Here is a 22,764-nt window from a genome sequence, read left to right on the forward strand (position 1 = left end):
AGACAACCGTTTGGCTATCTCTCGTTTTTACTGCTTTTGGTTTGTTTAAACCGTTCTTTAAATGTAAAGAAATTTTCGAGAATCGTATGTGTTTCACTGTTTAGTTATCAAGGTTTGTTTTGTCTGTCTCTCAGACAGCTCGTTTATTTTATCTCATCTCTTTTTGTTTGTCAAGCACTTTTTTAAGTTTTTTTCAAACATTTTTGAGTTAAGATCTTGTTGTCGTTTTGTTGACGACTTGGATACTTTATCATATCTTCTGTCTTTTGTCAACTGTAAATTTCATTTTTCTGAAATTCTTTTTAATTGTTTGTTTTTTAAAAACAATTATTTGCGACAGCTCAGTTATAATACCACTGGGAGTTATGCTTGTCAACCATAAATTTCAATTTTTTTAGATTTTCCTGGAAGTTTATTTTTATAGGACAATTTTTTATTCTTATTTGTAATTTATAGGATTATCTTTATTGTTGTTTATCGTGTTGTTTTTTAATAATAAGTCTCTTCGCTGGATGGCGCTACGCCGGTCGCATTTTCAATGCGGGAATATGCAGGGGGAAGGCCATCTCAGAGTTCCGTAGCCCGAAGGCCCTCCCCCTGCACCCCCACCCTCTTGGGCACGGAAGGAGTTCTGCGTTGTTGTGTGTGCTGCGTTGTTGACTTTTGTCTGTATGCTTCGGTATTGGATGTGGAACGTTGTGCCGATCTGGTTTCTGTATTCTTCGGTACTTATGGTGGTACGCTGTGCCGATCTGCGATCTGCGATCTGCGATCTGGTTCTGGGATTCTTCGGTACTTATAGTGGTACGCTGGGCCGATCTGGTCCCTGTATTCTTCGATATTTATGGTGATACACTGGGCCGATCTGGTTCCTGTATTCTTCGATATTTATGGTGATACGCTGGGCCGATCCTGTTTCTGTATTCTTCGATACTTATAGGAATATTCTGTACCGGTCTGACATTTCAGGACAGGACGCCCAGTCCGCTTCCATCCCCCGCATGTTTTTTCCTGTCGGCTGGAAGCGTCAGCCAGAGGAAGGTGGCATCGGGCCGGGCTGCTGCGGAGGAGGGGTGATTACTACTTGGGCTGCGGGAGACGGCGTTATTGCGGCAGGGCCTGCTGTCTGAGCCGCAGGCGAGTTCTGGCCCTGCCGCAATGCTTTTAGCCGTCTCACGGAGCCCTAGTAGTATCCCCCGACGGAGTCCCTGCCCGGAGCGATGCCACCTTCCTCTGGCGTCCCTCAACCACATCCACCCACAAAACCTCAAAAACCCCACCGACTGCATCCACTCCCCGGACCGATGCCACCTCCCTCTGGCGTCCCTCTCCATCCCAACAAAAAAAACGGCACCCGGCAGTTCCAACACTGCCAGACACCGAAACCAAAACACCCGTCAAACAGACCTATACAATATATAATCAACATTCGCTATCCGCTCAACTCAATTACCACCAGAAAGTTCTCTCAGCAACTCAAGATCGCTGGCCTGCACTTTAATATTCGTAGTCAGCTTCTCACCCTCAGGGCTAATATACGTCACCTCAAGAATACTCCCCTCACGAATCCCCCGCCGGGAAACCGCACTACAAAATGCCGGAAACTTCGGATGATTCTGTTTAAATGTATTCCATGCATTCATAACCTTCATCATATTTCCAATATTTCCAATATTACCAATACCCATAACCAACACCAGCCTTTCCCTTACTATCATCTATGTTTTTTTATCTATTAACCCAAACACAGCCGCCGTACAAACCATACAGCGGCTGACCACATGATCCTATTCAAAATAACCTGCCGGAAACTCACAACCCTCTGATAAAAGAAATCGCATCCCGGATCCCAGCCACATAAACCAATTTAATTCCTTTAATACTCTCTGTAGCCGTCCGGTTCACCTCAGGAAGTATCACCGTCTCAAACCCAAGCTTTTTCGCTTCCTGCACACGCTGTCCGGCCATACTCACTGCACGAACCTCGCCACTCAGACCAATTTCACCAAACGCCATCACAGAATCCGGGATCACGATCTCCTTCGCACTGGAAATAATAGCAAGACAAATACCCAGATCGATCGCCGGCTCTGTCATCTTCATGCCACCCGCAATATTCACATAAGCATCCGAAGCAGCAAGATGAACTCCCGCCTTCTTCTCCAGAACCGCCATCAAAAGATTCACACGATTAAAATCCGTACCAACTGCTGTTCTTCTCGGAATTCCAAAATTACTCTGACACACCAGAGCCTGGATCTCCACCAAAATCGGTCTCGTCCCCTCCATAGAACATGCAACAACAGACCCCGAAGCATTCTCCGGTCTTCCATTCAAAAGGAACTCGGAAGGATTCTTCACTTCTTCAAGTCCGGAATTCTGCATCTCAAAAACACCAATTTCATTGGTAGAACCAAAACGATTTTTCACCGCACGCAGGATCCGGTAAGAAGCATGCCTGTCTCCCTCAAAGTAAAGCACAGTATCTACCATATGTTCCAGTACACGAGGACCTGCCACATTTCCCTCCTTGGTCACATGACCCACGATAAAAATGGACACTCCCATACCCTTAGCGATCTGCATCAGTACATTGGTAGATTCCCTCACCTGAGAAACACTTCCCGGCGCAGACGAAATATCTTCATGAAACATCGTCTGGATAGAATCCACAACAGCTACATCTGGTTTCGTCCGCTCAATGATCTCCCGGATATTTTCAAGCTTCGTCTCACAGAGCAGTTTCAGTTTATCATTAAACGTTCCAAGCCGATCTGCCCGGAGCTTGATCTGTCTGAGAGACTCCTCACCAGAAATATACAAAACAGAAATCCCCTGTGAAGATAAATTTCTGCACACCTGCAACAACAATGTAGACTTGCCAATACCAGGATCTCCACCTACCAAAACAAGGGAGCCGGGGACGATTCCGCCTCCCAGCACCCTGTCAAGTTCACCGATTTCGCAGCTCTGACGTTCATCTGAAGAAAGACTGATATCTTTCAGAACTACAGGCTCCGTTTTCTTTTGTGTAGTTTTAATACTCCCTGAGGAAGATTTTTTGGAAGAAACCGTTTCCTCCACAAAAGTATTCCATGCCTTGCATGCCGGGCACTGCCCCATCCACTTGGCTGATTCATACCCGCATTCCTGACAGAAATAAACCGTTTTTTTATTTTTTAGCATTTTACAATTTTAACTTCTGCTTTGGTGTTCGCATCCAGTTCAACACTGAAAGAAAGCTTGCCGCCCAGGTTTGTGGTCATTGTACCTGTACTTACATCGTCAATAAATACCTGATACTCTGTCTCAGCTTCCAGTTCAACAGTAATCTGAGAATCCTCAAAGCCCTGAACCTCAAAACTCATTGCTGTTCCATCCTGCTGAAGATGGAACACACTGGTTCCCGGAACAGACTCATATACGAACATTCCATTACGCTCAAGTTTGGTGATCTCCTTATATGTTTTTACTTTATACATATCTCCCTGATACTGATAATCCGACAATTTGGATTTCTGATTTAATTCATAATCTCCAAAACTGATAGTCCCATTATCTTCTGTGCGGATCAATTCCTGTACCACTGCCATGATCTTATGTCCTCCTGAAATCTTTCATTGTATAGTTTTAATTTTGTTAATTATAACTTATTTCTGTTTTTTTGGCTATAGAAAGTAATAAAATTCTTACGCTTTCTCCGCATCTTTTACTTCAAAGTAGATTTTCTTGTCTTTGACCTTCACCTGTACGGTATCACCGGCTTTGATCCGACCTTCAAGGATTTCTGTTGCCATCTCATCCTCAATCTTTGTCTGGATCGCACGACGCAGCGGTCTTGCACCGTATTTACTGTCAAAGCCTGCATCTGCGATAAGATCTTTAGCTGCTCCGGTAACTTTCAGTATGATATCCAGCTGTTCCTGACAGCGTTTTTCCAGGTTTTTCAAAAGAATAGTAACGATCTTCCTGATATTTTCTTTATTCAGAGAATGGAATACCATGATCTCATCGATCCGGTTCAGAAATTCCGGTTTAAACATCCGCCGCACTTCTTCCATCACTCCGGACTTCATACGTTCATAATCACGCTTTTCCGTATCTCCGGACATAAATCCAAGATGTTTCGGTTCCATGATCATCTGCGCACCTGCGTTGGAAGTCATGATAATGATCGTCTGCTTAAAATCCACTTTTCTGCCTTGAGCATCTGTAATATGACCATCATCAAGTACCTGCAGAAGAATATTAAACACATCCGGATGAGCCTTTTCAATCTCGTCAAAAAGAATGACACTGTATGGATTTCTGCGCACTTTTTCGCTGAGCTGTCCACCTTCTTCATAGCCTACATATCCGGGCGGCGATCCGATCATTTTAGAAACACTATGTTTTTCCATATATTCGGACATATCTACACGGATCATTGCCTGCTCACTTCCAAATACAGCTTCCGCCAGCGCTTTGGAAAGCTCCGTTTTTCCCACTCCGGTAGGTCCCAGGAATAAGAAAGAACCTATAGGCCTTGCCGGATCCTTTAATCCTACTCTTCCCCTTTTTACCGCACGGGCAACTGCAGAAACTGCCTCATCCTGTCCGATCACACGTTTTTTCAGAACCTTTTCCAAATTTGCAAGCTTACGGGATTCCCCCTCTGTCAGACGCTGTACAGGTATTTTTGTCCAGTCAGACACAATACCGGCAACTGCCTCTTCATCAACTGTAAGTGGATTTTTCCTATTTTTCCGCTCCGCCTTTCTTCGGATCTTTTCCAATTCTGCTTCCGCCTCATTCTGCTTTGCCTGTGCTGTTTTTGCACCTTCAAGATCTGCATTTATGACTGCCTGTTCTTTTTGTTTCAGAATATCGTGGATCTCTCTTTCCAGTGCTTCTGCTTTCGGAGACGGACGATATCCCGCCAGTTGTACTTTCGACGCTGCCTCATCAATAATGTCAATGGCTTTATCCGGAAGAAACCGGTCATTGATATAACGAACGGACATTTTTACAGCCGCCTCAAGGGCCTCATCCAGAATCTCTACACCATGATGTTTTTCATAATATGGGCGCAGCCCCTTCAGGATTTCAACAGCCTCCTCTTCTGTAGGCTCTTCCACGATGATAGGCTGAAAACGCCGTTCAAGCGCTGCATCCTTTTCAATGTATTTCCGATATTCTTCCAGTGTCGTTGCTCCGATCAGCTGGATCTCTCCACGGGAAAGAGACGGTTTCAGGATATTGGAAGCATCCAGTGCACCTTCCGCTCCACCGGCTCCGATGATCGTATGGATCTCATCAATAAAGAGCAATATTCCCTGCTGTTCGCTTACCTCATCGATCACATTTCGGATACGTTCTTCAAACTCACCGCGATATTTACTTCCTGCGACCATTCCGGAAAGATCCAGAACTACAACCCGCTTATCCTTCACAGTATCCGGTACCATTCCTGTGACGATCCGCTGTGCAAGTCCCTCTACAATAGCCGTTTTTCCTACTCCCGGTTCTCCAGTCAGGCAGGGATTGTTCTTTGTTCTTCTGCTCAGGATCTGGATCAGTCTGGCAATCTCTTTATCCCTTCCCACTACAGGATCCAGCTTACCTTCTTCTGCCATGGCCGTCAGATCTCGGCTATACTGATCCAGAGTTGGTGTTACACTGCTGTTTCTTCCCTTTGAAGCTTTTACAGCCTGGAATTCTTCCGCAATGGCATCGCTGTCCATTCCCATAGCTGTCAGCACTGCCGCATAAAGCTTCTGGATATTGGCACCCATTGTGTACAGCAGTCTGGTACCCACACAGTCTGTTTCTTTCAACATTGCCAGCAGAATATGTTCTGTCCCGACTTCCTCAAAACGCATGGATTCTGCTTCTGCATATGCACCCTCAAGAACTCTTCTGGTTCTCGGACTGAATCCCGGTTTCTGTGAAACAGCCGTATTTCCCGGCGGTGCGATCAGTTTATCGATCAGAGCCATCGCTTTATCAGCCTGGATTCCAAACTCCTCCAGAACTCTTCCTGCTGTGCCCTCCTTTTCTTCTACAAGCCCGACCAGCAGATGCTCCGTGCCGATATAACTATGTCCGCAGGAGCTGGCTGCCTCTTTTGCCAGAGCAAGAACATTCTCTGCCTGTTTTGTATATCGTTCCTGCATGATGTCTCCTCCTATCTGTCTGTGTCATACTCGTCAAAAATCTCGTCCACCAGCTGATGGACTTCTTCTCTTGTTACATTTTTACAGCATCCCCATGCCATTGCTACTGTCAGATTCTGTTTCATTTCTTCCAGTGCTCTGACCTTATCTGCATCTATGGAGATCACCGCTCCCTTTCGCCTGTCAATAGTCACAAAGCCTTCCTGACGAAGCAGCGCATATGCCTTATTCACAGTATGCATATTGATTCCTGCAATGCTTGCAAGCTGCCGTACAGAAGGCAGAGTATCCCCTTCATGAAGCCTTGATGTAGCGATCCCCATTATGATCTGATTGGTGATCTGCATATAGATTGCCTCATCACTGTTAAAATCGATTTCTATCACCATAGGGTAATCTCTCCTCTACAACAGCAAAAGGCTGCACAGTTTCATCCTGGCAGCCTGCTGTGATTTTTGTTTTTATTTACTGATCCCTGCAATCTTCTCTATCTGTTCTTTGTTAAGAACCAGATTAAATCCCATTGGATTTACCACATAAGCGTTTGCCTGCGGAATCATCAGGCTCGGAAGTTTGTCTATAGTCACTTTCGCAACACGGAGATTCTTGCCTCTTCCAAATTTCTCAAATTCCATAACATCTGTAAACACAGGCTGCATGATCTTATCCTCTTTATTTTTCAGATACGGAATATGGAGCTTTCCATCTTCTTCCTGCTCTGCATTGATCGCGATCAGGAATTCTGCCTTACGCAGGTTTGCTATCAGCTCTTCTTCCAACTCACGGATATTCTTATGCTCTTCCTGTTTTACCGGGCGACGCAATTCCTGCATAAAATAGATTCCGGAAAGTTCAAGAGACGGGTTCAGAAGCGGTCTCTTTGACGGCTCGATCTTACTCATATCTCTCTGGTTTGCGATCTTTCCGATCTCAATCTCGATCTTCTCTTCTCCGTCGATCCAGATCACACTGTTCACTCCGATCGCGTACAGCGTACCATACAGTCTTGGATAGTCTTTTTTCTCATATTTCATGCCCATAAGAAGGATCTTATCCTCAAGGAGCTGTTTACCATATTCTTTGATCTCTTCTTCTGTGGCAAAAATCCTTGCCTGGTCATTAAATGTTTCTTCATCACAGGTCACATATGGAAGTCTGGTTGCCTGTGAATATGCAACAACTACTTCCTCCCTGTTTCTGAGCTCATGGATTGCTTCTTCTACACTGATTCCCATTTTTCTGTCCTCTCTGCCTCATCACTTGGATGCGACACCTCATCAAGGAAAATGGTTGGTTCCTGTTGTGCCCTGTCAGCATCCAGCTTTTCATGTTCGTAACTACTCACTGTGTTTCATAGTTGTTACTATTGTACAATGAAATCCCTGTTTTCGTCAAGCTGTGCCTGTGAAAAATGACCAACTTAAGCCTCGTCGATAGCTTTTCCGATATCGTGACGCATATACTTATTTGCAAAGCTGATCCACTCTGTAGCAGCATATGCATTCTTTCTGGCTTCTTTTAATGTCTCTCCTTTGGCAGTGATGCCAAGAACACGCCCACCGTTTGTAACGATCTCTCCATCTTTAAATTTGGTTCCCGCATGGAAACAGTAGTATCCGTCTTTGTCCTTAAAATTCTCAAATCCATGGATCGGGATACCTTTTTCGTATTTTACCGGATATCCATCACTTGCAAGAACAACACAAACTGCTGCATTGTCCTCAAATTTCAGATCGATCTGATCAAGTTTGCCGTCTACACAGGCTTCCATTACTTCAATGATATCATTCTCCATACGCGGAAGAACAACCTGTGCCTCCGGATCCCCAAATCTTGCATTATATTCCAGAACCTTCGGGCCATCTGCAGTAAGCATCAGTCCGAAGAAAATGATTCCCTTAAACGGACGTCCCTCTGCTGCCATGGCATCTACTGTTTTCTGATAAACATATTTCTTACAGAATTCATCTACTTCCGGAGTATAGAACGGACTTGGAGAAAATGTTCCCATTCCGCCTGTATTCAGTCCCTGATCCCCATCCTTCGCACGCTTGTGATCCTGTGCGGATGTCATGGTACGGATCGTCTTTCCATCTACAAAAGAAAGTACGGAAACCTCACGGCCAGTCATAAATTCTTCAATTACCATGGTATTTCCGGCATTTCCGAATTTTTTGTCTTCCATGATCTCTTTTACGCCAGCTTCTGCCTCTGCAAGATCCTGGCAGATCAGAACACCTTTTCCAAGAGCAAGGCCATCTGCCTTCAAAACGATCGGGAATTTTGCTTCGGTCCTTAAATATTCCAGAGCTTTTTCCGGATCATCAAAATTCTCATAAGCAGCTGTAGGAATGTCGTATTTTTTCATAAGATCCTTGGAAAAAGCCTTGGAGCCTTCCAGAATAGCAGCATTTTTGCGCGGTCCGAACACACGCAGTCCCTCTGCCTCAAATACATCTACGATTCCGCCCACAAGAGGATCATCCATTCCCACGATAGTAAGATCGATCTCTTTTTCTTTGGCAAAGGCTGCCAGTTTTTCAAATTCCATTGCTCCGATATCTGCACATTCCGCATACTCTGCGATTCCTGCATTTCCAGGTGCACAGTAGATCTTGTCAACTTTCGGGCTTTTTGCAACACTCCATGCAATTGCATGTTCTCTTCCGCCGCTTCCTACGATTAATACTTTCATCTGTTTACTCCTTTGTTTCATCTGTCTGCTGATTACTTTAAAGAAACAATTCCATCTGTCACTGTGATTTTGTCATTGGCGATAAGATTGATTGCTTCCGGAAGGATCTTCCACTCTGCTTTTTCCATTACACGTCTCTGAAGCTCCTTGGATGTATCTCCGTCTTTTACCTTTACTGCCTTCTGAAGGATGATCGGACCTGTATCCGTTCCGGCATCTACGAAATGAACCGTAGCGCCTGTTACTTTCACTCCTCTTGCAAGAACTGCATCATGGACCTTAAGTCCATAAAAACCTTTTCCGCAGAAAGACGGGATCAGAGATGGATGGATATTGATGATCTTGTTGGGATACGCTTCCACCATCATCGGAGGGATTGCAACCAGATATCCTGCAAGAACGATCAGATCCACCTCTTTTTCCTGAAGCTTCGCCAGTAATGCTTTATGGAAAGCTTCTCGGTCCGGATAGTCTTTCGGTGCGATGCATACCGCCTCTATATCGTGCTTTCTGGCTCTTTCCAGAGCATAAGCGGAGGCATTATTACTGATCACAATATCCACTTTTGCATTTGTGATCCCTCCTGCATCAATAGCATCCAGGATCGCCTGAAGATTCGTTCCCCCACCGGAAACAAGAACACCGATCTTTAACATAAGGTCACTCCCTTTTCTCCCTCTTCAATGGATCCTACCACATATGGCTTATCGCCGGTTTTACGGATAGCTTCCATTGTTTTGTCAACATCTGCAGGATCTACTGCCAGGATCATTCCAAGACCCATATTATATGTATTATACATCATATGCTCATCAATATTTCCTTTTTCAGCAAGGAGCTTGAAGATCGGAAGTACCGGATAGCTGTCTTTTTTGACAACAGCTCTGGTTCCCTCTTTCAGCATACGTGGGATATTCTCATAGAATCCACCCCCTGTGATATGGCTGCATGCATGGATCTTCACGCCAGACTCTCGGATGCTCTTCAGCGCTTTTACATAGATTCTGGTCGGTGCGATCAGTGCCTCTCCCAGAGTTGTTCCAAGCTCTTCATAATAAGTATCCAGAGACTCTTTTGTCATGTCAAATACTTTACGTACAAGAGAAAATCCATTACTGTGAACTCCTGTGGAAGCCATACCGATCAGGACATCTCCTGGTTTCAGGGCCTCTCCTGTAAGAAGATCTTTTTTGTCAACGACTCCTACTGCAAATCCGGCAAGGTCGTACTCATCTTCCGGCATAAGTCCAGGATGCTCTGCTGTCTCACCACCGATCAGAGCTGCCTCAGACTGTACACAGCCCTCTGCAACACCTTTTACGATCTCTGCGATCTTTTCCGGATAATTTTTGCCGCAGGCAATGTAGTCCAGGAAAAACAATGGCTCGCCGCCTGCACATGCAATATCATTTACACACATGGCTACAGCATCGATTCCGATGGTATCATGCTTGTCCATAACCATGGCTACCTTAACCTTGGTTCCACATCCGTCTGTTCCGGAAACCAGAGTAGGCTCTTCCATATCTTTGAATTTCTCCATGGAAAATGCACCTGAGAATCCACCGATTCCTCCAAGTACCTCCGGTCTCATTGTCTTGGCAATGTGCTTTTTCATCAGCTCTACTGATTTGTATCCTGCCTCAATATCTACGCCTGAAGTCTTGTAATCCATAATGTCCTCCTTATGACAACACCTTTTTATTTTATGGTAAAAGATTTATTTAGTAATTTTTGTATCCAACTTCCTGAAGCCTTGCGTCTTTCTTCTCAACCTGCTCCTTCAGATCCTGACTGTAGGCTTTCAGTCTGGAAAGAAGCTCTGCATCGGAAGTTGCAAGGATCTTGGCAGCAAGAAGTCCCGCATTGGCGCCACCATTGATCGCTACTGTGGCAACCGGGATACCGCTTGGCATCTGTACGATTGAGTAAAGGGAATCTCGTCCTCCCAGAGAGGTTGTATGCATCGGAATACCGATCACCGGCATTGGAAAGATCGCTGCGCACATTCCCGGAAGATGAGCTGCCATTCCTGCGCCTGCGATGATAACTTTGAAGCCTTTTTCTTCTGCTGTCTTTGCATACTCGAAAAATACATCCGGTTCTCTGTGTGCGGAAATGATCTTCATTTCATAATCAATCCCCAGTTTCTCCAGGATATCTGCTGCTTTGCTCATAACCGGCATATCCGAATCACTACCCATTACAATTCCTACTTTTGCCATTGTGTTCTCCTTTCATGGTACACTAACTGAATATTAGCCTGTGTCCTTTGACTATTGTTATGGTTATTCTACGTATATTCTCACTTTCTGTCAATACGATCGGAAAAACTGTAAATTTACTAATTAACTTATATTATTATTTAATGGAAGATTCTCAAAAGGACGGTTTAATTCCTCTGTTCCCGGAAGAACAAACCTTCCGTTTTCGATAATGGAAAGCATTTCTCCCTCATCATCGATCACACGGATACTTCCAAGCTCATCATAGGGAATGGTAATATCTGTATGACAGCCATAATAAGCAAGGCTTACGTCATCTTTTCGCATCTCGGAAATCTCATTATCCCTGGCGATGATCTCTTTTCCATCCGGATTATATACCGGTGTATCCTCTGCCCAGCTGTAACAGGTATCGCCCACAGCAAAATGCGGTCCCATTTTTTCTGCGATCAGGATCGGAAACTTATCCGCAATTCCGTATTTCAGCGCCGCCACATAAGCTGTGGTATTTGTACCGATGGCAAACTCTCCCATGGGGATCTTCGGATGGTGGTGGAGGATATTATCTTCAATATATTTCCGGTTCTCTTCTTCGGTTTTAAAATTCGAGCAGGTGTAATCAATAACCTGGCCGCAGTCAAATACCAGCTTCAGATCCCGGAACTGAAGACCGTTCAGATATACTTTTTTCACATGAAGGATTCCGCCTGTGCCTGCCAGCTGCGGAGATGTAAAGACTTCGCCCACCGGAATGTTCACATCTGCCACGCAGTTCTCAAAATTTGTCTGTTTCTTCGGATCTGTCAGTTCATGAAGATGGATCAGAAGATCCGTCTCATTGTCTCCACGTCCTTTGACTTCCACCCACTCACAGGTATCCAGGGTATTGATGATCGTCTGCTGGATTTCCTGATAGAGATGGTAATCCAATGTATTGATCTTTACGATCTCACGGAAAATTTCCTCATAATTTCCACCAATCTCAGGAACCGGATATGCAATGATCGTAAAACTTCTCTCATCACCTTTGATGTATCGGTTTACGATCTGTCCGGATTCATTGTCAAGTTCTGTCTGAAGCTTCTGCTGTGTCTCGCTTAATGCATAAGCTTCCGGTTTACTTATCGGAGAGAAAGGATTTTCTCCAAATGTATCAATGCAGGCCGGACCGCCATGTACTTCTGCCAGTTCTCTGTACTTCTCATAGGAGGTCTGCATAGCACGAAGTTTTCGCTGAACAAAATCCCCATCCAGGAACAATGCACTGTCCTGACGATGATCGTAATCGTACTGCGGATTGGCAACGCCGCCTGTATAGCCTACTCTCACGGCGCCTCTCTTATTTACCACATGCGTTGCATGGCGATAGATCACCGGCTTCAGACCCATTTTTTCAAACTGGAGGATCGCTGCTTTTACCATCCGTTCAAAACCAAGACTATATCGGATATTTACTGTTTTCTTTTTTGTGATATCCTTCCGTCCGGTGATAAATCCGATCCGATAGCCTTCTGTATAGGTAGAAGCCATCTTATCGATCTCTTCCTGAGAAAGGGAGTTCAGAAACTCTGCAACTCCTGTTTCATTCTCTGAAACAAACTCGCCATAGCGATACAGATATCTCAGATCCGAAAGATCCGAATTCATGATGATATCTGCTGCAAAGTCAAGCTCCGGATCTACACCTTCCCGTATCCTCTGCTCCATCATATCCTGGCAGTAATCATTTACATAGGAACGGAGAATCCCCTCCACTGTTGCCGCCTCCGGAAGTTCTTCCTCACAAAATGCAGAATATACTTCCAGAAACAGTTCCATGGATACAGTCATATCCCACAGCCTTTTCTCATGAGCATAAGCTACAGTTCCTGCGATCTCTGCATACAGAAAACTGAAGGCTTTTCCATATTCTCCCATCTGCTGTACTGCATACGCCGGATTTCCATAGCTGCTTTCATAATTTTCCGGGAGGATATCCTGATAAAAGCAATGATTTCTCTCTTTCAACACCTCCATCGTAAGCTCTGCTGCGCTCTCATCCATCACATCTGCTGCCATGGAAAGAAACTTTGCCCTGTTTCTGAAAAAATCTCCAAACGGTTTTTTTACGGTTTCTTCTGTTATGATCTCACGGATCCGTTCCTTCGCAAGTCCATAACGTTCTTTCATGCATTCTTCCAAGACTTCATCTCCCATCTTTTTCATCATCGATCACATGCCCCAGGGCAATGTGTTTGTCAACGAGTTCTTTCATATATTCCCAGATCACTTCAGAACCCTCTCCTGTTTTCCGGTTTCTCTTATAAATCTGACTTTTCTTCACCTGATGCTCTTCCCAGCTTTTTCCGTTGGAAGCATCATTTAGAAACAATGGCTGACAATTATCTAGCACATGGGCAAATTTCGCCTCCGGGGTTTCGTAAGCCTCAAACTCCTCCCATAATGCTTTTAACCACTGTCCCTGATCTTCCGGCAATAGTCCATAGATCCGTTCTGCTGCCTGCTTCTCCCTGTATTCCTTGGTTGTCGCTCCTTTTTCATCATATGCATAGGTATCACCTGCATCGATTTCTACCAGATCATGCGCCAGTACCATAGGAATCACCTTCGAAAGATCCACTTCCTCATTGGAATATTCCTTTAAAAGCACCGCCATCAACGCCAGATGCCAGGAATGCTCCGCATCATTCTCTTTCCGCTTTCCGTCTGCAAGATATGTCTGTCGGAAAATATTCTTGACTTTATCTATCTCCATAATAAAGTCCAGCTGTTTTTTTAAGCGTTCTTTTTTATCCATCTGTTATACCCCCGATAAAAAAAGTCCCAGCCAGATAACCAGGATCACTCCGTTCAAAATAGACCCGACCATGCTCGTCCTGTGTTTCCGGTTTTCTTCCGAAAAGCTGGAAAGCCCCAGTGTAAAGCCATATGCAGAAAGCAGCATGGCAAAAAGCCCGGTTCCGCCGATCAGGCCCCCGAGCTTTCCATCAAAAAAGAGTGCAAGCACAACTGCCGCGATAAACAGCACGAGGGAAGCCGCCGCAAGTCCTACAGACCATTTTCCCTTGGAAGCTTCTCTTTTTTTTGCAAATGCATATCTATATCTTCTTGCCATTAATTTTTCTCCTAATCCTGTCGCAGACTGCATAAATCCCATATCCAAGCGCTGCGCCCAGAGTATTCAATATCATATCATCCACATCAAAGCAGCCAACTTTTGTAAGCAGCTGGATCACTTCTATCGTCAGACTGATAAAAAAGCCGGATAATATGATAAAAAAGCCATTTCGCATTTTTCCGGTTATTACCGGAAGAATAAATCCGTATGGCACAAATCCCAGCACATTTCCAAAAACATTTGTGAAAAGCGCAAATGTACCCACTATTTTTCGATAAGTCCAGAAACGCCTGATCTCCACAAACGGAACAAGATTGTAACGGTATTCTCTTTCTGCATCCGCCACTCTTCCGTATCCTTCGGAAAAGAACAGAAGATACACAAGAACAAGAACATACAATACAAAAAAAGCTGTCCCGAGTTTTTTTACTCTGCGTTTTGTCCCTTTTTCCAATATTCTCCCCTGCTTAAATAGTCCGAAAAGCCACACGGAACAACGTGCGGCTTTTCAGATCATATTAGATTAATATCTCTGATTTTCTTCTGAGCAGTCTCGCACCGTTCACGATCATCAGAATTCCTGTGACAAGTCCCGTCACCAGAACGACAATACCGAGTGCAAGGCTTCCCGCCCCGCTGCTCGCCATAGTTTTATAAATTTTTTCATTCATAAGGCTGCGTCCTCCCAGTAAAAGCGGACCTTCGGAATCCGCCGCTCTTTTATGACCTTTTATAACAATATTATTCTGCGCCGTACTGGTCATAATATGCATCAATGGCAGCTTTCAGCTTATCATCGATCACAACACGGCCTTTGTATTCTTTGTTGTAGAGATGCTCAACAACCTCCGCCATAGTTACAATAGCTGTAGTCTGAAGGCCGTAGGTTTCCTCGATCTCTTTGAGCGCACTCTTTGTTCCCTGGCCGCGTTCCATACGGTCAACAGAAACCACAAGACCTATCGGATTTACATCTCCCTGCGCTTTGATGATCGGAAGTGTTTCTTTAATGGATGTTCCTGCAGTCGTAACATCCTCAATGATCACTACCTTATCCCCATCCTGGATCGGGCTGCCAAGAAGAATTCCTTTATCTCCGTGGTCTTTCACTTCCTTACGGTTGGAACAGTAACGGATATCCTTTCCGTACATTTCACTGATCTCCATAGTTGCTGCTACAGAAAGCGGAATTCCTTTGTATGCCGGTCCAAACAGCACATCAAAATCCAGTCCGAATTTGCTTTCTATCGCTTTTGCATAATACTGTCCCAGCTTGCGAAGCTGCGCACCGGTACGGTAAAATCCTGTATTTACAAAAAATGGTGTCTTTCTTCCTGATTTCGTAGTAAAATCTCCAAATTTCAGGACATTACAGTCAATCATAAATTCAATAAATTCCTGCTTATACTGTTCCATTTATCTAATCCTCCATGTTTTTCATATATACGACAAACCCAGGATCCACACTCTGCTGCAATCCCAGTGTAAAATCCCTTTATTTATCCTGTTAATTCTAACATATGAACAACAGAATTGCAAATACGGCAATCCTCCGTTATTTCACTACTCCGATCAGCTCATTGATGTCTTCCACTTTCTGTTTTTCAAGAAATGCCTGAATACCATCTGCGATCTCCACAGTAGCATAAGGGTTAAAAAAGTTTGCAGTTCCCACAGACACTGCAGTAGCACCTGCCATAATAAATTCCAGGGCATCCTCAGCAGTTGCGATTCCTCCCATACCGATGATAGGAAGGGATACTGCATTTGCCACCTGATATACCATACGGACAGCTACCGGTTTTACTGCAGGACCGGACATTCCACCAGTTTTATTTGCCAGTGCAAATGTACGTCTGTTGATATCGATCTTCATTCCTGTCAGGGTATTGATAAGAGAAAGAACATCTGCGCCGCCAGCTTCTGCTGCTTTCGCCATCTCGGTAATATCGGTTACATTTGGGCTCAGCTTCATGATCACCGGCTGTTTTGCATATTTCTTTACTTCTTTTGTGATCTCTTCAAGAGCTTTCGGATTCTGACCGAAGGCAATTCCGCCTTCCTTGACATTCGGGCAGGAAACATTAATCTCCAGCATATCCACAGGCTCATTTCCAAGGCGTTCTACAACCTCACAGTAATCCTTTGCAGATTTTCCACAGACATTGACGATGATCTTTGTATCATATTTTTTAAGGAACGGAATATCTCTTTCACAGAAAACATCAATCCCCGGATTCTGAAGACCAATGGCATTGAGCATTCCGGATGCTGTCTCTGTCACTCTCGGTGTAGGATTTCCCGGCCACGGTACATTTGCCACACCTTTTGTCACAACTGCGCCAAGTCTGTTCAGATCCACAAATTCACTGTATTCCGCTCCGGAACCAAATGTTCCGGACGCTGTCATCACCGGATTCTTAAGTTCTACGCCGGCAAGATTTACATTCATTCTGCTCATAGCTCTACCTCCGTGCTCAGGAATACAGGTCCGTCTTTACATACTCTCTTGTTATGGACATGAGAATGAGAATCCACATCTTTGGATTTGCACACACAGGCAAGACACGCGCCTACGCCACAGGCCATACGCTCTTCCATGGAGATCCAGCACGGAATTCCTTTTTCAAGGGCATATGCCTTGATGGCACGGAGCATCGGGGCAGGTCCGCAGGCAAAGATCGCATCTGCCTCAAGATCGTTCTCACGGATGGCATCCATAACATTTCCCTTTGTTCCTGCAGAGCCGTCTTCTGTTGCCACATAGACATCTCCATAAGCTTCAAATTCCTTATTTAAAAACAGCTCATCTCTGTATCCGAGAACCATGATCTTTTCTGCGTCCAGCTGTTTAGCAGTTTCCAGCATTGGCGGGATTCCGATTCCTCCACCCATGAGAAACACTTTTTTGCCTTTTACTGCATCCAGCGGAAAACCATTTCCCAGAGGTCCCATAGTCTCAATGGGGACCCCTGCATGAAGTCTGGAAAATTCCTCCGTACCGGTTCCTTTTCCTGTAACGCGATATACCAGTCTCAGTTTTCCTTCTGCTTTATCGATCTCACAGAGACTGATGGGTCTTGGCAGAAGCTTACCGCCATTGCGGCTGTAAAGTGATACAAACTGTCCCGGCACTGCATTTTTTCCAATCTCACCTGCATCCAGCCACATACTGTAAATATCTGTACCAATACATTCCTGGCTGAGTATCTTACAGGGCTTTTTTGTTTTTTTACTTTCTGATGTACTCATAAAATGCCTCCTGTATTATCTGTTCTCCAGCGCACCGCTGATATCCGCGATCATATCTTTTACTGCCGCTCTGGAAGCATCTGCGTAATTTTCAGCGCCAAACTCTTTATATTTCTCCTGCTTATATGCAGCGATGATTCCTCTGGAAGAGTTTACGATAGCACCAAGTCCGTCCTCATTAAAGAAATGGACAAGATCTGCGCCCTTTCCACCCTGAGCACCATATCCGGGAACAAGGATAAATGTCTTCGGCATGATCTTTCTTAATACCTTTCCCATTTCCGGATAGGTCGCACCTACAACAGCACCAACATAACTATATTCATCACCCATAAGCTCATCGCCCCATTGTGCAACCTTCTCACCTACCAGCTCATAGAGCGGGCGACCGTCGATGACACGATCCTGGAACTCACCACTTGATGGATTGGAAGTTTTGACCAGAACAAAGATACCCTTTTTCTCTTCCTTACATACATCCATAAAGGGTTTCACACCATCAGAACCAAGGTATGGATTGACCGTTGCAAAATCCTCATCAAAACCTGCATATTTTTTTGAGCCTACCTGAACCTGTCCCAGGTGACCAACTGCATATGCTGCAGATGTGGAACCGATATCACCTCTTTTGATATCACCGATCACAACCAGATCTTTGGCTTTACAATACTCAACCGTTTTCTTGTATGCGATCAGTCCCGGGATACCAAACTGCTCATACATGGCGATCTGTGGTTTCACTGCCGGGATCAGATCACAGGTCGCATCCACGATCCCTTTGTTATACTGCCAGATTGCTTCTGCAGCGCCCTCCAGAGTCTCTCCAAACTCTGCAAAAGCCTTCTTCTGGATATGCTCCGGAATATAATTCAGCATAGGATCCAGTCCTACAACGATTGGTGCATTTGTTTTGCGGATATTGCTGATCAGTTTGTTAATCATGATTCTTTCTCCTCCTGGTTTTTAAATACAATTTTTCCGTCACAGATGGTATAAAGCACTTTTCCCTTTACTTTCCAGCCATCAAACGGTGTGTTATGTCCTTTGGAAACAAATTTATTTTTATCGATAGCATACTCCTGCTCCGTATCCACGATGATCACATCTGCCGGATGGCCTTTCTGGAGAGTTCCTCTGTCAAGCCCGAGGATTTTCGCCGGGTTCAGGCACATCTTCTCAACCATCTGTTTCAGTGTGATCACATCTTTTTCCACCAGCTCTGTATAGGTGAGCGGAAGGCTTGTTTCCAGACCTACGATCCCAAATGGTGCATTCTTCATAGAACCTGTTTTTTCCTGTGCACTGTGCGGTGCATGGTCCGTGCTGATCACCTCGATGGTACCGTCCTTCAGGCCCTGTTTCAGCGCTTCCACATCCTTCGGTGTACGGAGCGGCGGATTCATCTTGTAATTCGGGTCATCTGTTTTAATATCATCGGATGAAAGGATAAAATGGTGCGGGCATACTTCAGCTGTGATATTGTCGTATCCTTTCTCTTTTACGATCTTCATCATCTGAGCATCCCCATAAGTGGAACAGTGGCAGAGATGAAGATGGACTCCTGTCTCCAGCGCCAGAATGATATCTCTGGCTGTAATGGTATCTTCCACTGCATTGCAGATTCCGGGAAGCCCCAGTCTTTTGGCGTTCTCATCCTCATTCATGCATCCATCTCCACGCAGATCGATATCTTCACAATGGTCAAAAAATGGCACGCCACATTCTGCTGCGATCCTCATTGCTTCTTTACAAAGTGCTGTATTCATCACAGATTTACCATCCTCGGACACTGCCGGGATCCCTGCTTTCACCATTCCGGCAATATCTGCAAGTTCAGTACCTTTTTCTCCCATGGTGGCTGCACCTGCCTGAAGTACATGAATACCGGAAACCTGCGCCGCCTTGTTATGTACATAGTTTACCCGGTCCGGATTATCAATAGTGGGAGTTGTATTTGGCATAGCAACTACAGTTGTCACACCACCACGTGCTGCCGCAGCAGCACCACTCTTGATATCTTCCTTATGTGTCTGGCCCGGATCACGAAAATGGACATGAAGGTCGATAATTCCCGGCATGACCAGCTTTCCTTTCGCATCAATCACACGGTCGCCGTCTTTCTTTTTCAGCTTCTGGCCTATTTCCGCAATGATTCCGTCTTCCAGATAAATATCGCCTGTTTTATCCGTATCTGTAGCCGCATCCACGATCCGGCCTCCTCGAATCAGAATCCCCATTTCTGTTCTCCTCTCATCCTGTATTTTCAAAGCAGATCCTTCAATCCGCTTGTATTCTCCTATATCATACACGAAATCTCTCTATTTATAAAGATTTTTTTTACAAAGCAATTTCGCCTCTTTTTACACCCCGGAATTGTTGGAATTTTCTCCTTGACATTTCAAAACACGGGTTATATAATCAGAACATGGCAAGATATTTAATGTAAAATCACTAGTTTTTAGAGATTATATTTACATGAATATAGTCTGTAAAATCTGGTGATTTTTTATTATCATCAGAAGGCTATTTTAATTTTTTTTATTTTTATGGAGGTAACACAAAATGAACAAGGGAACTGTAAAATGGTTCAACGCAGAAAAAGGTTATGGTTTTATCACAGGTGAGGACGGACAGGATGTATTCGTACACTTCTCCGCTATCAACGGTGAAGGCTTCAAATCTCTTGAAGAAGGACAGGCTGTATCCTACGACTTAACTGAGGGCGCTCGCGGAATGCAGGCTGCTAACGTTACAAAGTTATAATTCTATAACCATAAAAAACGTATAAGTCAAAACGGGGCTGCTTTATGGCAGACCCGTTTTTTATTGCATTATATTTATCCTGTATATAAAAATCCCCGGGATGCTTCAACACATCCCGGGAACCCATCATTTCATATGTGTTTTCTATTCCGCACTGTCTGAAGATAATCCGGAAATATAATCTGTCAATGCAGAAGTATCCATCACAGTATCCACCTTCACACTGGCTTCCTTCGCCTGGATCTTGGCATATGCGGAATATCCGATCCAGCCTACAAGCAGAACCGCGATGAGGATCCATGCCGCCATCTCAAGTACAAATTCTGCGCGTTCCTTCTTCAGGGCACTGTTTCGCGAGTATTTGTTGTTTTTATATTTGTCAACTTTCTTCTGGCTCATTGTCTTTCTCCTTTGCCGCTTCAGTACTTCGTTCATTATAGCACACTTGTTTTCAAAAGAAAAGCGGCAACTCCCTGAAGAAATGTGATAATTTTCTGAACTGGAGATTTTCTCTGATCAGACTGCTACGATAACGCCACCATCGTTGGCATACATACTGCTGACACCGGCAGTATCCATAACTACGATCTTTGCTGGGTGCAGTTTCTCACGGATAGCCTCCTCCAGCATCTTCGCTCTTTCCGGACAGTTGCAATGAGTGATGGCAACTGTCTTTTCCGGGATGTTGATCCCCTTCTCTCCAATGTGATCCACCATTTTTACGATTGCTTTATTCATGCCTCTGGCCTGATCCAGCTGACAGATCGTTCCTTCCGGAGTAGCTCCCATAACCGGCTTGATCTTCAGTGCACTGGCCACCAGAGCTTTCACTCTGCCCAAACGTCCGTTCTTGCGCAGAGTTTCCAGATTCTCCAACACAAAAAATGTGTTCATCTCTTCAATATATTTCTCTACTTCACTTACTACTTCTTCAAAAGAAAGTCCCTTTTCTTCACACTCCACGATCTTCATGGCAATCAGACTCTGACCACCGGATGCAGATTTGGAATTAAATACATGAACCTTTTTCTCCGGCTGCTCTTCCAGGAACAGGTTTTTTCCAAGAATCGCACTGTTATAGGAACCACTCAATTCTGCCGATAGCGTCACCGCATAAATGTGTTCCGCATCACACTCATATGCCTTCATATAGCGTTCCGGAGAAGGGCATGCAGACTTGGGGCATTCCGGGCAGGCCGCAACCTTCTTTAAAAAATCTTTCTGATCGAAATTCTCATCATCTATAATATTCTCACCGCCCACCGTCAGCGTCAGTGGTATGGATTCAATCCTGCCGTCATTTTTCCATTCATCTAAAAGCTCCCCACAGCTATCTATCGCAATCTTATAGCTCAATTATATCGTCCTCTTTTCCATTATATGTAGTATTCAATACCACATCTATCGTATCACATAAACAGATATTTGAAAAGAGTTTTTTAAAAAGTCTGTCCTTTTTTCTTTATCTGAGATATAATGTCTACACGCGATCACATAAAAGAAAGGAAGTGCGGCATGCTTGCATTAAAGATCACCGATATCCGGGATTTCACAAACAAACTTTTTATAGGAGAAGTATTTGACAAATTCTGTCTGTCCGAAGCGACTGTGACTACTTTTAATACTTTTACCATTGATGGCAGGCTTCAGAAAGATTTTTTTGATACAGACAGCATGAACAGACTCACAGAGCACGGCCGGACACATTCTCTCTGGAAGGACATCAGACCTTTCTGCTGGTCTGTGATCCGCGGTAAGCGTACGCCCTTAAGCTTCAGGATCGTGCTACATTTAAGTCGGAGTGGAGTTGAAGCTGCAATGAGAAATACAGATTTCGGAATTTCCTCCGAACAGATTGACGGACTATTCTTAAATCTTCAATTTAAAAATAACAGCCTTCTTTGTACTACCGGAACCTCTCTCAAAACATTCTCTATGGATAAACGCCCGGAGCAGCTCTGGGATGATATGATCCTGAGCTTTCTGTCCAGGAATCAGATTCTTTTTGAAAGGCTATAGTCAATTCTCTTCTTCTATTTCCCTCAGGTAATACGCAAGCATATCAATAAATTCACTGTTGGTAGGCTTGTATTCTAGAGGATATCCTGCAATCTCATCCAGCAGTTTTTTATTTCCTTCCCAACACACATTTACCATTGTTCTGATATCATGCTCAATATTGGTAGGTGTTGATCTGTACTTCCGCGCCAGGTATGGATAAATATCCTTTGTGATCCGCAATGGTTTATACTGATACCCCATGGAAATCTTTACCGCTTCCGCAACGAAAAAATATCCTTTGTATTTCGAATTTGCACCAAGTCTTCTGATCAATTCATACACCTTTTTCATACATTTGTTCCTCCATTTCATTTTTTTCTCTTTTTAAAAGCACTCCCTTATGTATAATACGACACTTATCTATATTTTTCGCTTTCTTCCGAAAATTTATTTTATACATATTAGATACTTATTTAAATTTTTAGTCATATTTTACAGGTTATTTTTATTTAATATCTATTATTTTATTTAAAATTCCTCTAATTGTGTTAAAGA

The 22,764-nt window shown here is 44.2% G+C and carries 25 protein-coding genes; 2 read left to right on the forward strand and 23 right to left on the reverse strand.

Annotated features, from left to right (window positions below; translation table 11 throughout):
* Positions 1 to 1,445: 1,445 nt before the first annotated feature.
* From DMI82_RS00005 to DMI82_RS00100, 20 genes are all read right to left on the reverse strand, one after another.
* On the reverse strand, positions 1,446 to 1,688 hold the full coding sequence (locus tag DMI82_RS00005) for a hypothetical protein (RefSeq protein ID WP_015525915.1): 243 nt from the start codon (positions 1,686 to 1,688) through the stop codon (positions 1,446 to 1,448).
* A 124-nt stretch (positions 1,689 to 1,812) separates the two neighbouring features.
* The gene (gene radA / locus DMI82_RS00010) at positions 1,813 to 3,186 is read right to left on the reverse strand and encodes a DNA repair protein RadA (protein ID WP_110101979.1); all 1,374 of its coding nucleotides are present in this window, start codon (positions 3,184 to 3,186) and stop codon (positions 1,813 to 1,815) included.
* Positions 3,180 to 3,593 carry a hypothetical protein gene (locus tag DMI82_RS00015; RefSeq protein WP_015525913.1) on the reverse strand — a complete coding sequence of 138 codons (414 nt, stop codon included), beginning with the start codon at positions 3,591 to 3,593 and terminating at the stop codon, positions 3,180 to 3,182. Before DMI82_RS00015 ends, radA begins: the two co-directional genes overlap by 7 nt.
* A 96-nt stretch (positions 3,594 to 3,689) precedes the next feature.
* On the reverse strand, positions 3,690 to 6,155 hold the full coding sequence (locus DMI82_RS00020) for an ATP-dependent Clp protease ATP-binding subunit (RefSeq protein ID WP_110101980.1): 2,466 nt from the start codon (positions 6,153 to 6,155) through the stop codon (positions 3,690 to 3,692).
* 11 nt (positions 6,156 to 6,166) lie between these two features.
* A complete protein-coding gene (locus DMI82_RS00025; protein WP_015525911.1) occupies positions 6,167 to 6,544 on the reverse strand; it encodes a GntR family transcriptional regulator in 378 nt (125 codons plus the stop codon).
* 72 nt (positions 6,545 to 6,616) lie between these two features.
* Positions 6,617 to 7,390, reverse strand: a complete 774-nt coding sequence (locus tag DMI82_RS00030; RefSeq protein WP_110101981.1) for an SseB family protein — start codon at positions 7,388 to 7,390, stop codon at positions 6,617 to 6,619.
* Positions 7,391 to 7,575: 185 nt separating this feature from the next.
* A complete protein-coding gene (gene purD / locus DMI82_RS00035) occupies positions 7,576 to 8,850 on the reverse strand; it encodes a phosphoribosylamine--glycine ligase (protein ID WP_022426209.1) in 1,275 nt (424 codons plus the stop codon).
* Between the two features lie 32 nt (positions 8,851 to 8,882).
* A complete protein-coding gene (purN, locus tag DMI82_RS00040) occupies positions 8,883 to 9,506 on the reverse strand; it encodes a phosphoribosylglycinamide formyltransferase (RefSeq protein WP_022426210.1) in 624 nt (207 codons plus the stop codon).
* Complete coding sequence (purM, locus tag DMI82_RS00045) at positions 9,500 to 10,525, reverse strand: phosphoribosylformylglycinamidine cyclo-ligase (RefSeq protein ID WP_015525906.1); 1,026 nt, start codon at positions 10,523 to 10,525, stop codon at positions 9,500 to 9,502. Before purM ends, purN begins: the two co-directional genes overlap by 7 nt.
* Positions 10,526 to 10,574: 49 nt before the next feature.
* On the reverse strand, positions 10,575 to 11,075 hold the full coding sequence (purE, locus tag DMI82_RS00050; protein WP_015525905.1) for a 5-(carboxyamino)imidazole ribonucleotide mutase: 501 nt from the start codon (positions 11,073 to 11,075) through the stop codon (positions 10,575 to 10,577).
* A 123-nt stretch (positions 11,076 to 11,198) separates the two neighbouring features.
* Positions 11,199 to 13,280: an aminopeptidase gene (locus DMI82_RS00055; protein WP_418215257.1), complete on the reverse strand. Its 2,082-nt coding sequence runs from the start codon at positions 13,278 to 13,280 to the stop codon at positions 11,199 to 11,201.
* Positions 13,261 to 13,872 (reverse strand): HD domain-containing protein, encoded by a 612-nt coding sequence (locus DMI82_RS00060; protein ID WP_021650961.1) that lies wholly within the window; start codon positions 13,870 to 13,872, stop codon positions 13,261 to 13,263. The genes DMI82_RS00055 and DMI82_RS00060 overlap by 20 nt, the downstream gene beginning before the upstream one ends.
* Positions 13,873 to 13,875: 3 nt before the next feature.
* Positions 13,876 to 14,190, reverse strand: a complete 315-nt coding sequence (locus DMI82_RS00065) for a hypothetical protein (RefSeq protein ID WP_015525901.1) — start codon at positions 14,188 to 14,190, stop codon at positions 13,876 to 13,878.
* Entirely contained in the window at positions 14,174 to 14,647 is a 474-nt protein-coding gene (locus tag DMI82_RS00070; RefSeq protein WP_022426214.1) for a VanZ family protein, read from the reverse strand. Before DMI82_RS00070 ends, DMI82_RS00065 begins: the two co-directional genes overlap by 17 nt.
* Positions 14,648 to 14,711: 64 nt before the next feature.
* Positions 14,712 to 14,864 (reverse strand): hypothetical protein, encoded by a 153-nt coding sequence (locus DMI82_RS19990; protein WP_022426215.1) that lies wholly within the window; start codon positions 14,862 to 14,864, stop codon positions 14,712 to 14,714.
* A gap of 70 nt (positions 14,865 to 14,934) precedes the next feature.
* The gene (gene pyrE / locus DMI82_RS00080; RefSeq protein WP_015525899.1) at positions 14,935 to 15,609 is read right to left on the reverse strand and encodes an orotate phosphoribosyltransferase; all 675 of its coding nucleotides are present in this window, start codon (positions 15,607 to 15,609) and stop codon (positions 14,935 to 14,937) included.
* A gap of 139 nt (positions 15,610 to 15,748) precedes the next feature.
* The gene (locus DMI82_RS00085) at positions 15,749 to 16,654 is read right to left on the reverse strand and encodes a dihydroorotate dehydrogenase (RefSeq protein WP_015525898.1); all 906 of its coding nucleotides are present in this window, start codon (positions 16,652 to 16,654) and stop codon (positions 15,749 to 15,751) included.
* Positions 16,651 to 17,445 (reverse strand): dihydroorotate dehydrogenase electron transfer subunit, encoded by a 795-nt coding sequence (locus DMI82_RS00090; protein WP_021650964.1) that lies wholly within the window; start codon positions 17,443 to 17,445, stop codon positions 16,651 to 16,653. The genes DMI82_RS00085 and DMI82_RS00090 overlap by 4 nt, the downstream gene beginning before the upstream one ends.
* A 15-nt stretch (positions 17,446 to 17,460) precedes the next feature.
* Positions 17,461 to 18,387: an orotidine-5'-phosphate decarboxylase gene (gene pyrF, locus DMI82_RS00095; RefSeq protein ID WP_110101982.1), complete on the reverse strand. Its 927-nt coding sequence runs from the start codon at positions 18,385 to 18,387 to the stop codon at positions 17,461 to 17,463.
* Positions 18,384 to 19,682, reverse strand: a complete 1,299-nt coding sequence (locus DMI82_RS00100; RefSeq protein ID WP_022426216.1) for a dihydroorotase — start codon at positions 19,680 to 19,682, stop codon at positions 18,384 to 18,386. Before DMI82_RS00100 ends, pyrF begins: the two co-directional genes overlap by 4 nt.
* Before the next feature lie 325 nt (positions 19,683 to 20,007).
* Between DMI82_RS00100 and DMI82_RS00105 the strand changes: the two genes are divergently transcribed.
* A complete protein-coding gene (locus DMI82_RS00105; RefSeq protein ID WP_015525894.1) occupies positions 20,008 to 20,208 on the forward strand; it encodes a cold-shock protein in 201 nt (66 codons plus the stop codon).
* Between the two features lie 144 nt (positions 20,209 to 20,352).
* Here the strand turns inward: DMI82_RS00105 and DMI82_RS00110 are convergent, their stop codons facing one another.
* Positions 20,353 to 20,607: a hypothetical protein gene (locus tag DMI82_RS00110; RefSeq protein ID WP_015525893.1), complete on the reverse strand. Its 255-nt coding sequence runs from the start codon at positions 20,605 to 20,607 to the stop codon at positions 20,353 to 20,355.
* 117 nt (positions 20,608 to 20,724) lie between these two features.
* Complete coding sequence (locus tag DMI82_RS00115; RefSeq protein WP_021650968.1) at positions 20,725 to 21,564, reverse strand: DegV family protein; 840 nt, start codon at positions 21,562 to 21,564, stop codon at positions 20,725 to 20,727.
* Between the two features lie 159 nt (positions 21,565 to 21,723).
* Between DMI82_RS00115 and DMI82_RS00120 the strand changes: the two genes are divergently transcribed.
* The gene (locus DMI82_RS00120; protein ID WP_022426217.1) at positions 21,724 to 22,227 is read left to right on the forward strand and encodes a DUF5721 family protein; all 504 of its coding nucleotides are present in this window, start codon (positions 21,724 to 21,726) and stop codon (positions 22,225 to 22,227) included.
* Here the strand turns inward: DMI82_RS00120 and DMI82_RS00125 are convergent, their stop codons facing one another.
* Entirely contained in the window at positions 22,228 to 22,560 is a 333-nt protein-coding gene (locus tag DMI82_RS00125) for a sporulation initiation factor Spo0A C-terminal domain-containing protein (RefSeq protein WP_110101983.1), read from the reverse strand. It abuts the gene before it with no gap.
* Positions 22,561 to 22,764: the final 204 nt, after the last annotated feature.

This window comes from Blautia sp. BCRC 81119, assembly GCF_003184505.1.
Classification (GTDB): Bacteria; Bacillota; Clostridia; order Lachnospirales; family Lachnospiraceae; genus Blautia_A; species Blautia_A fusiformis.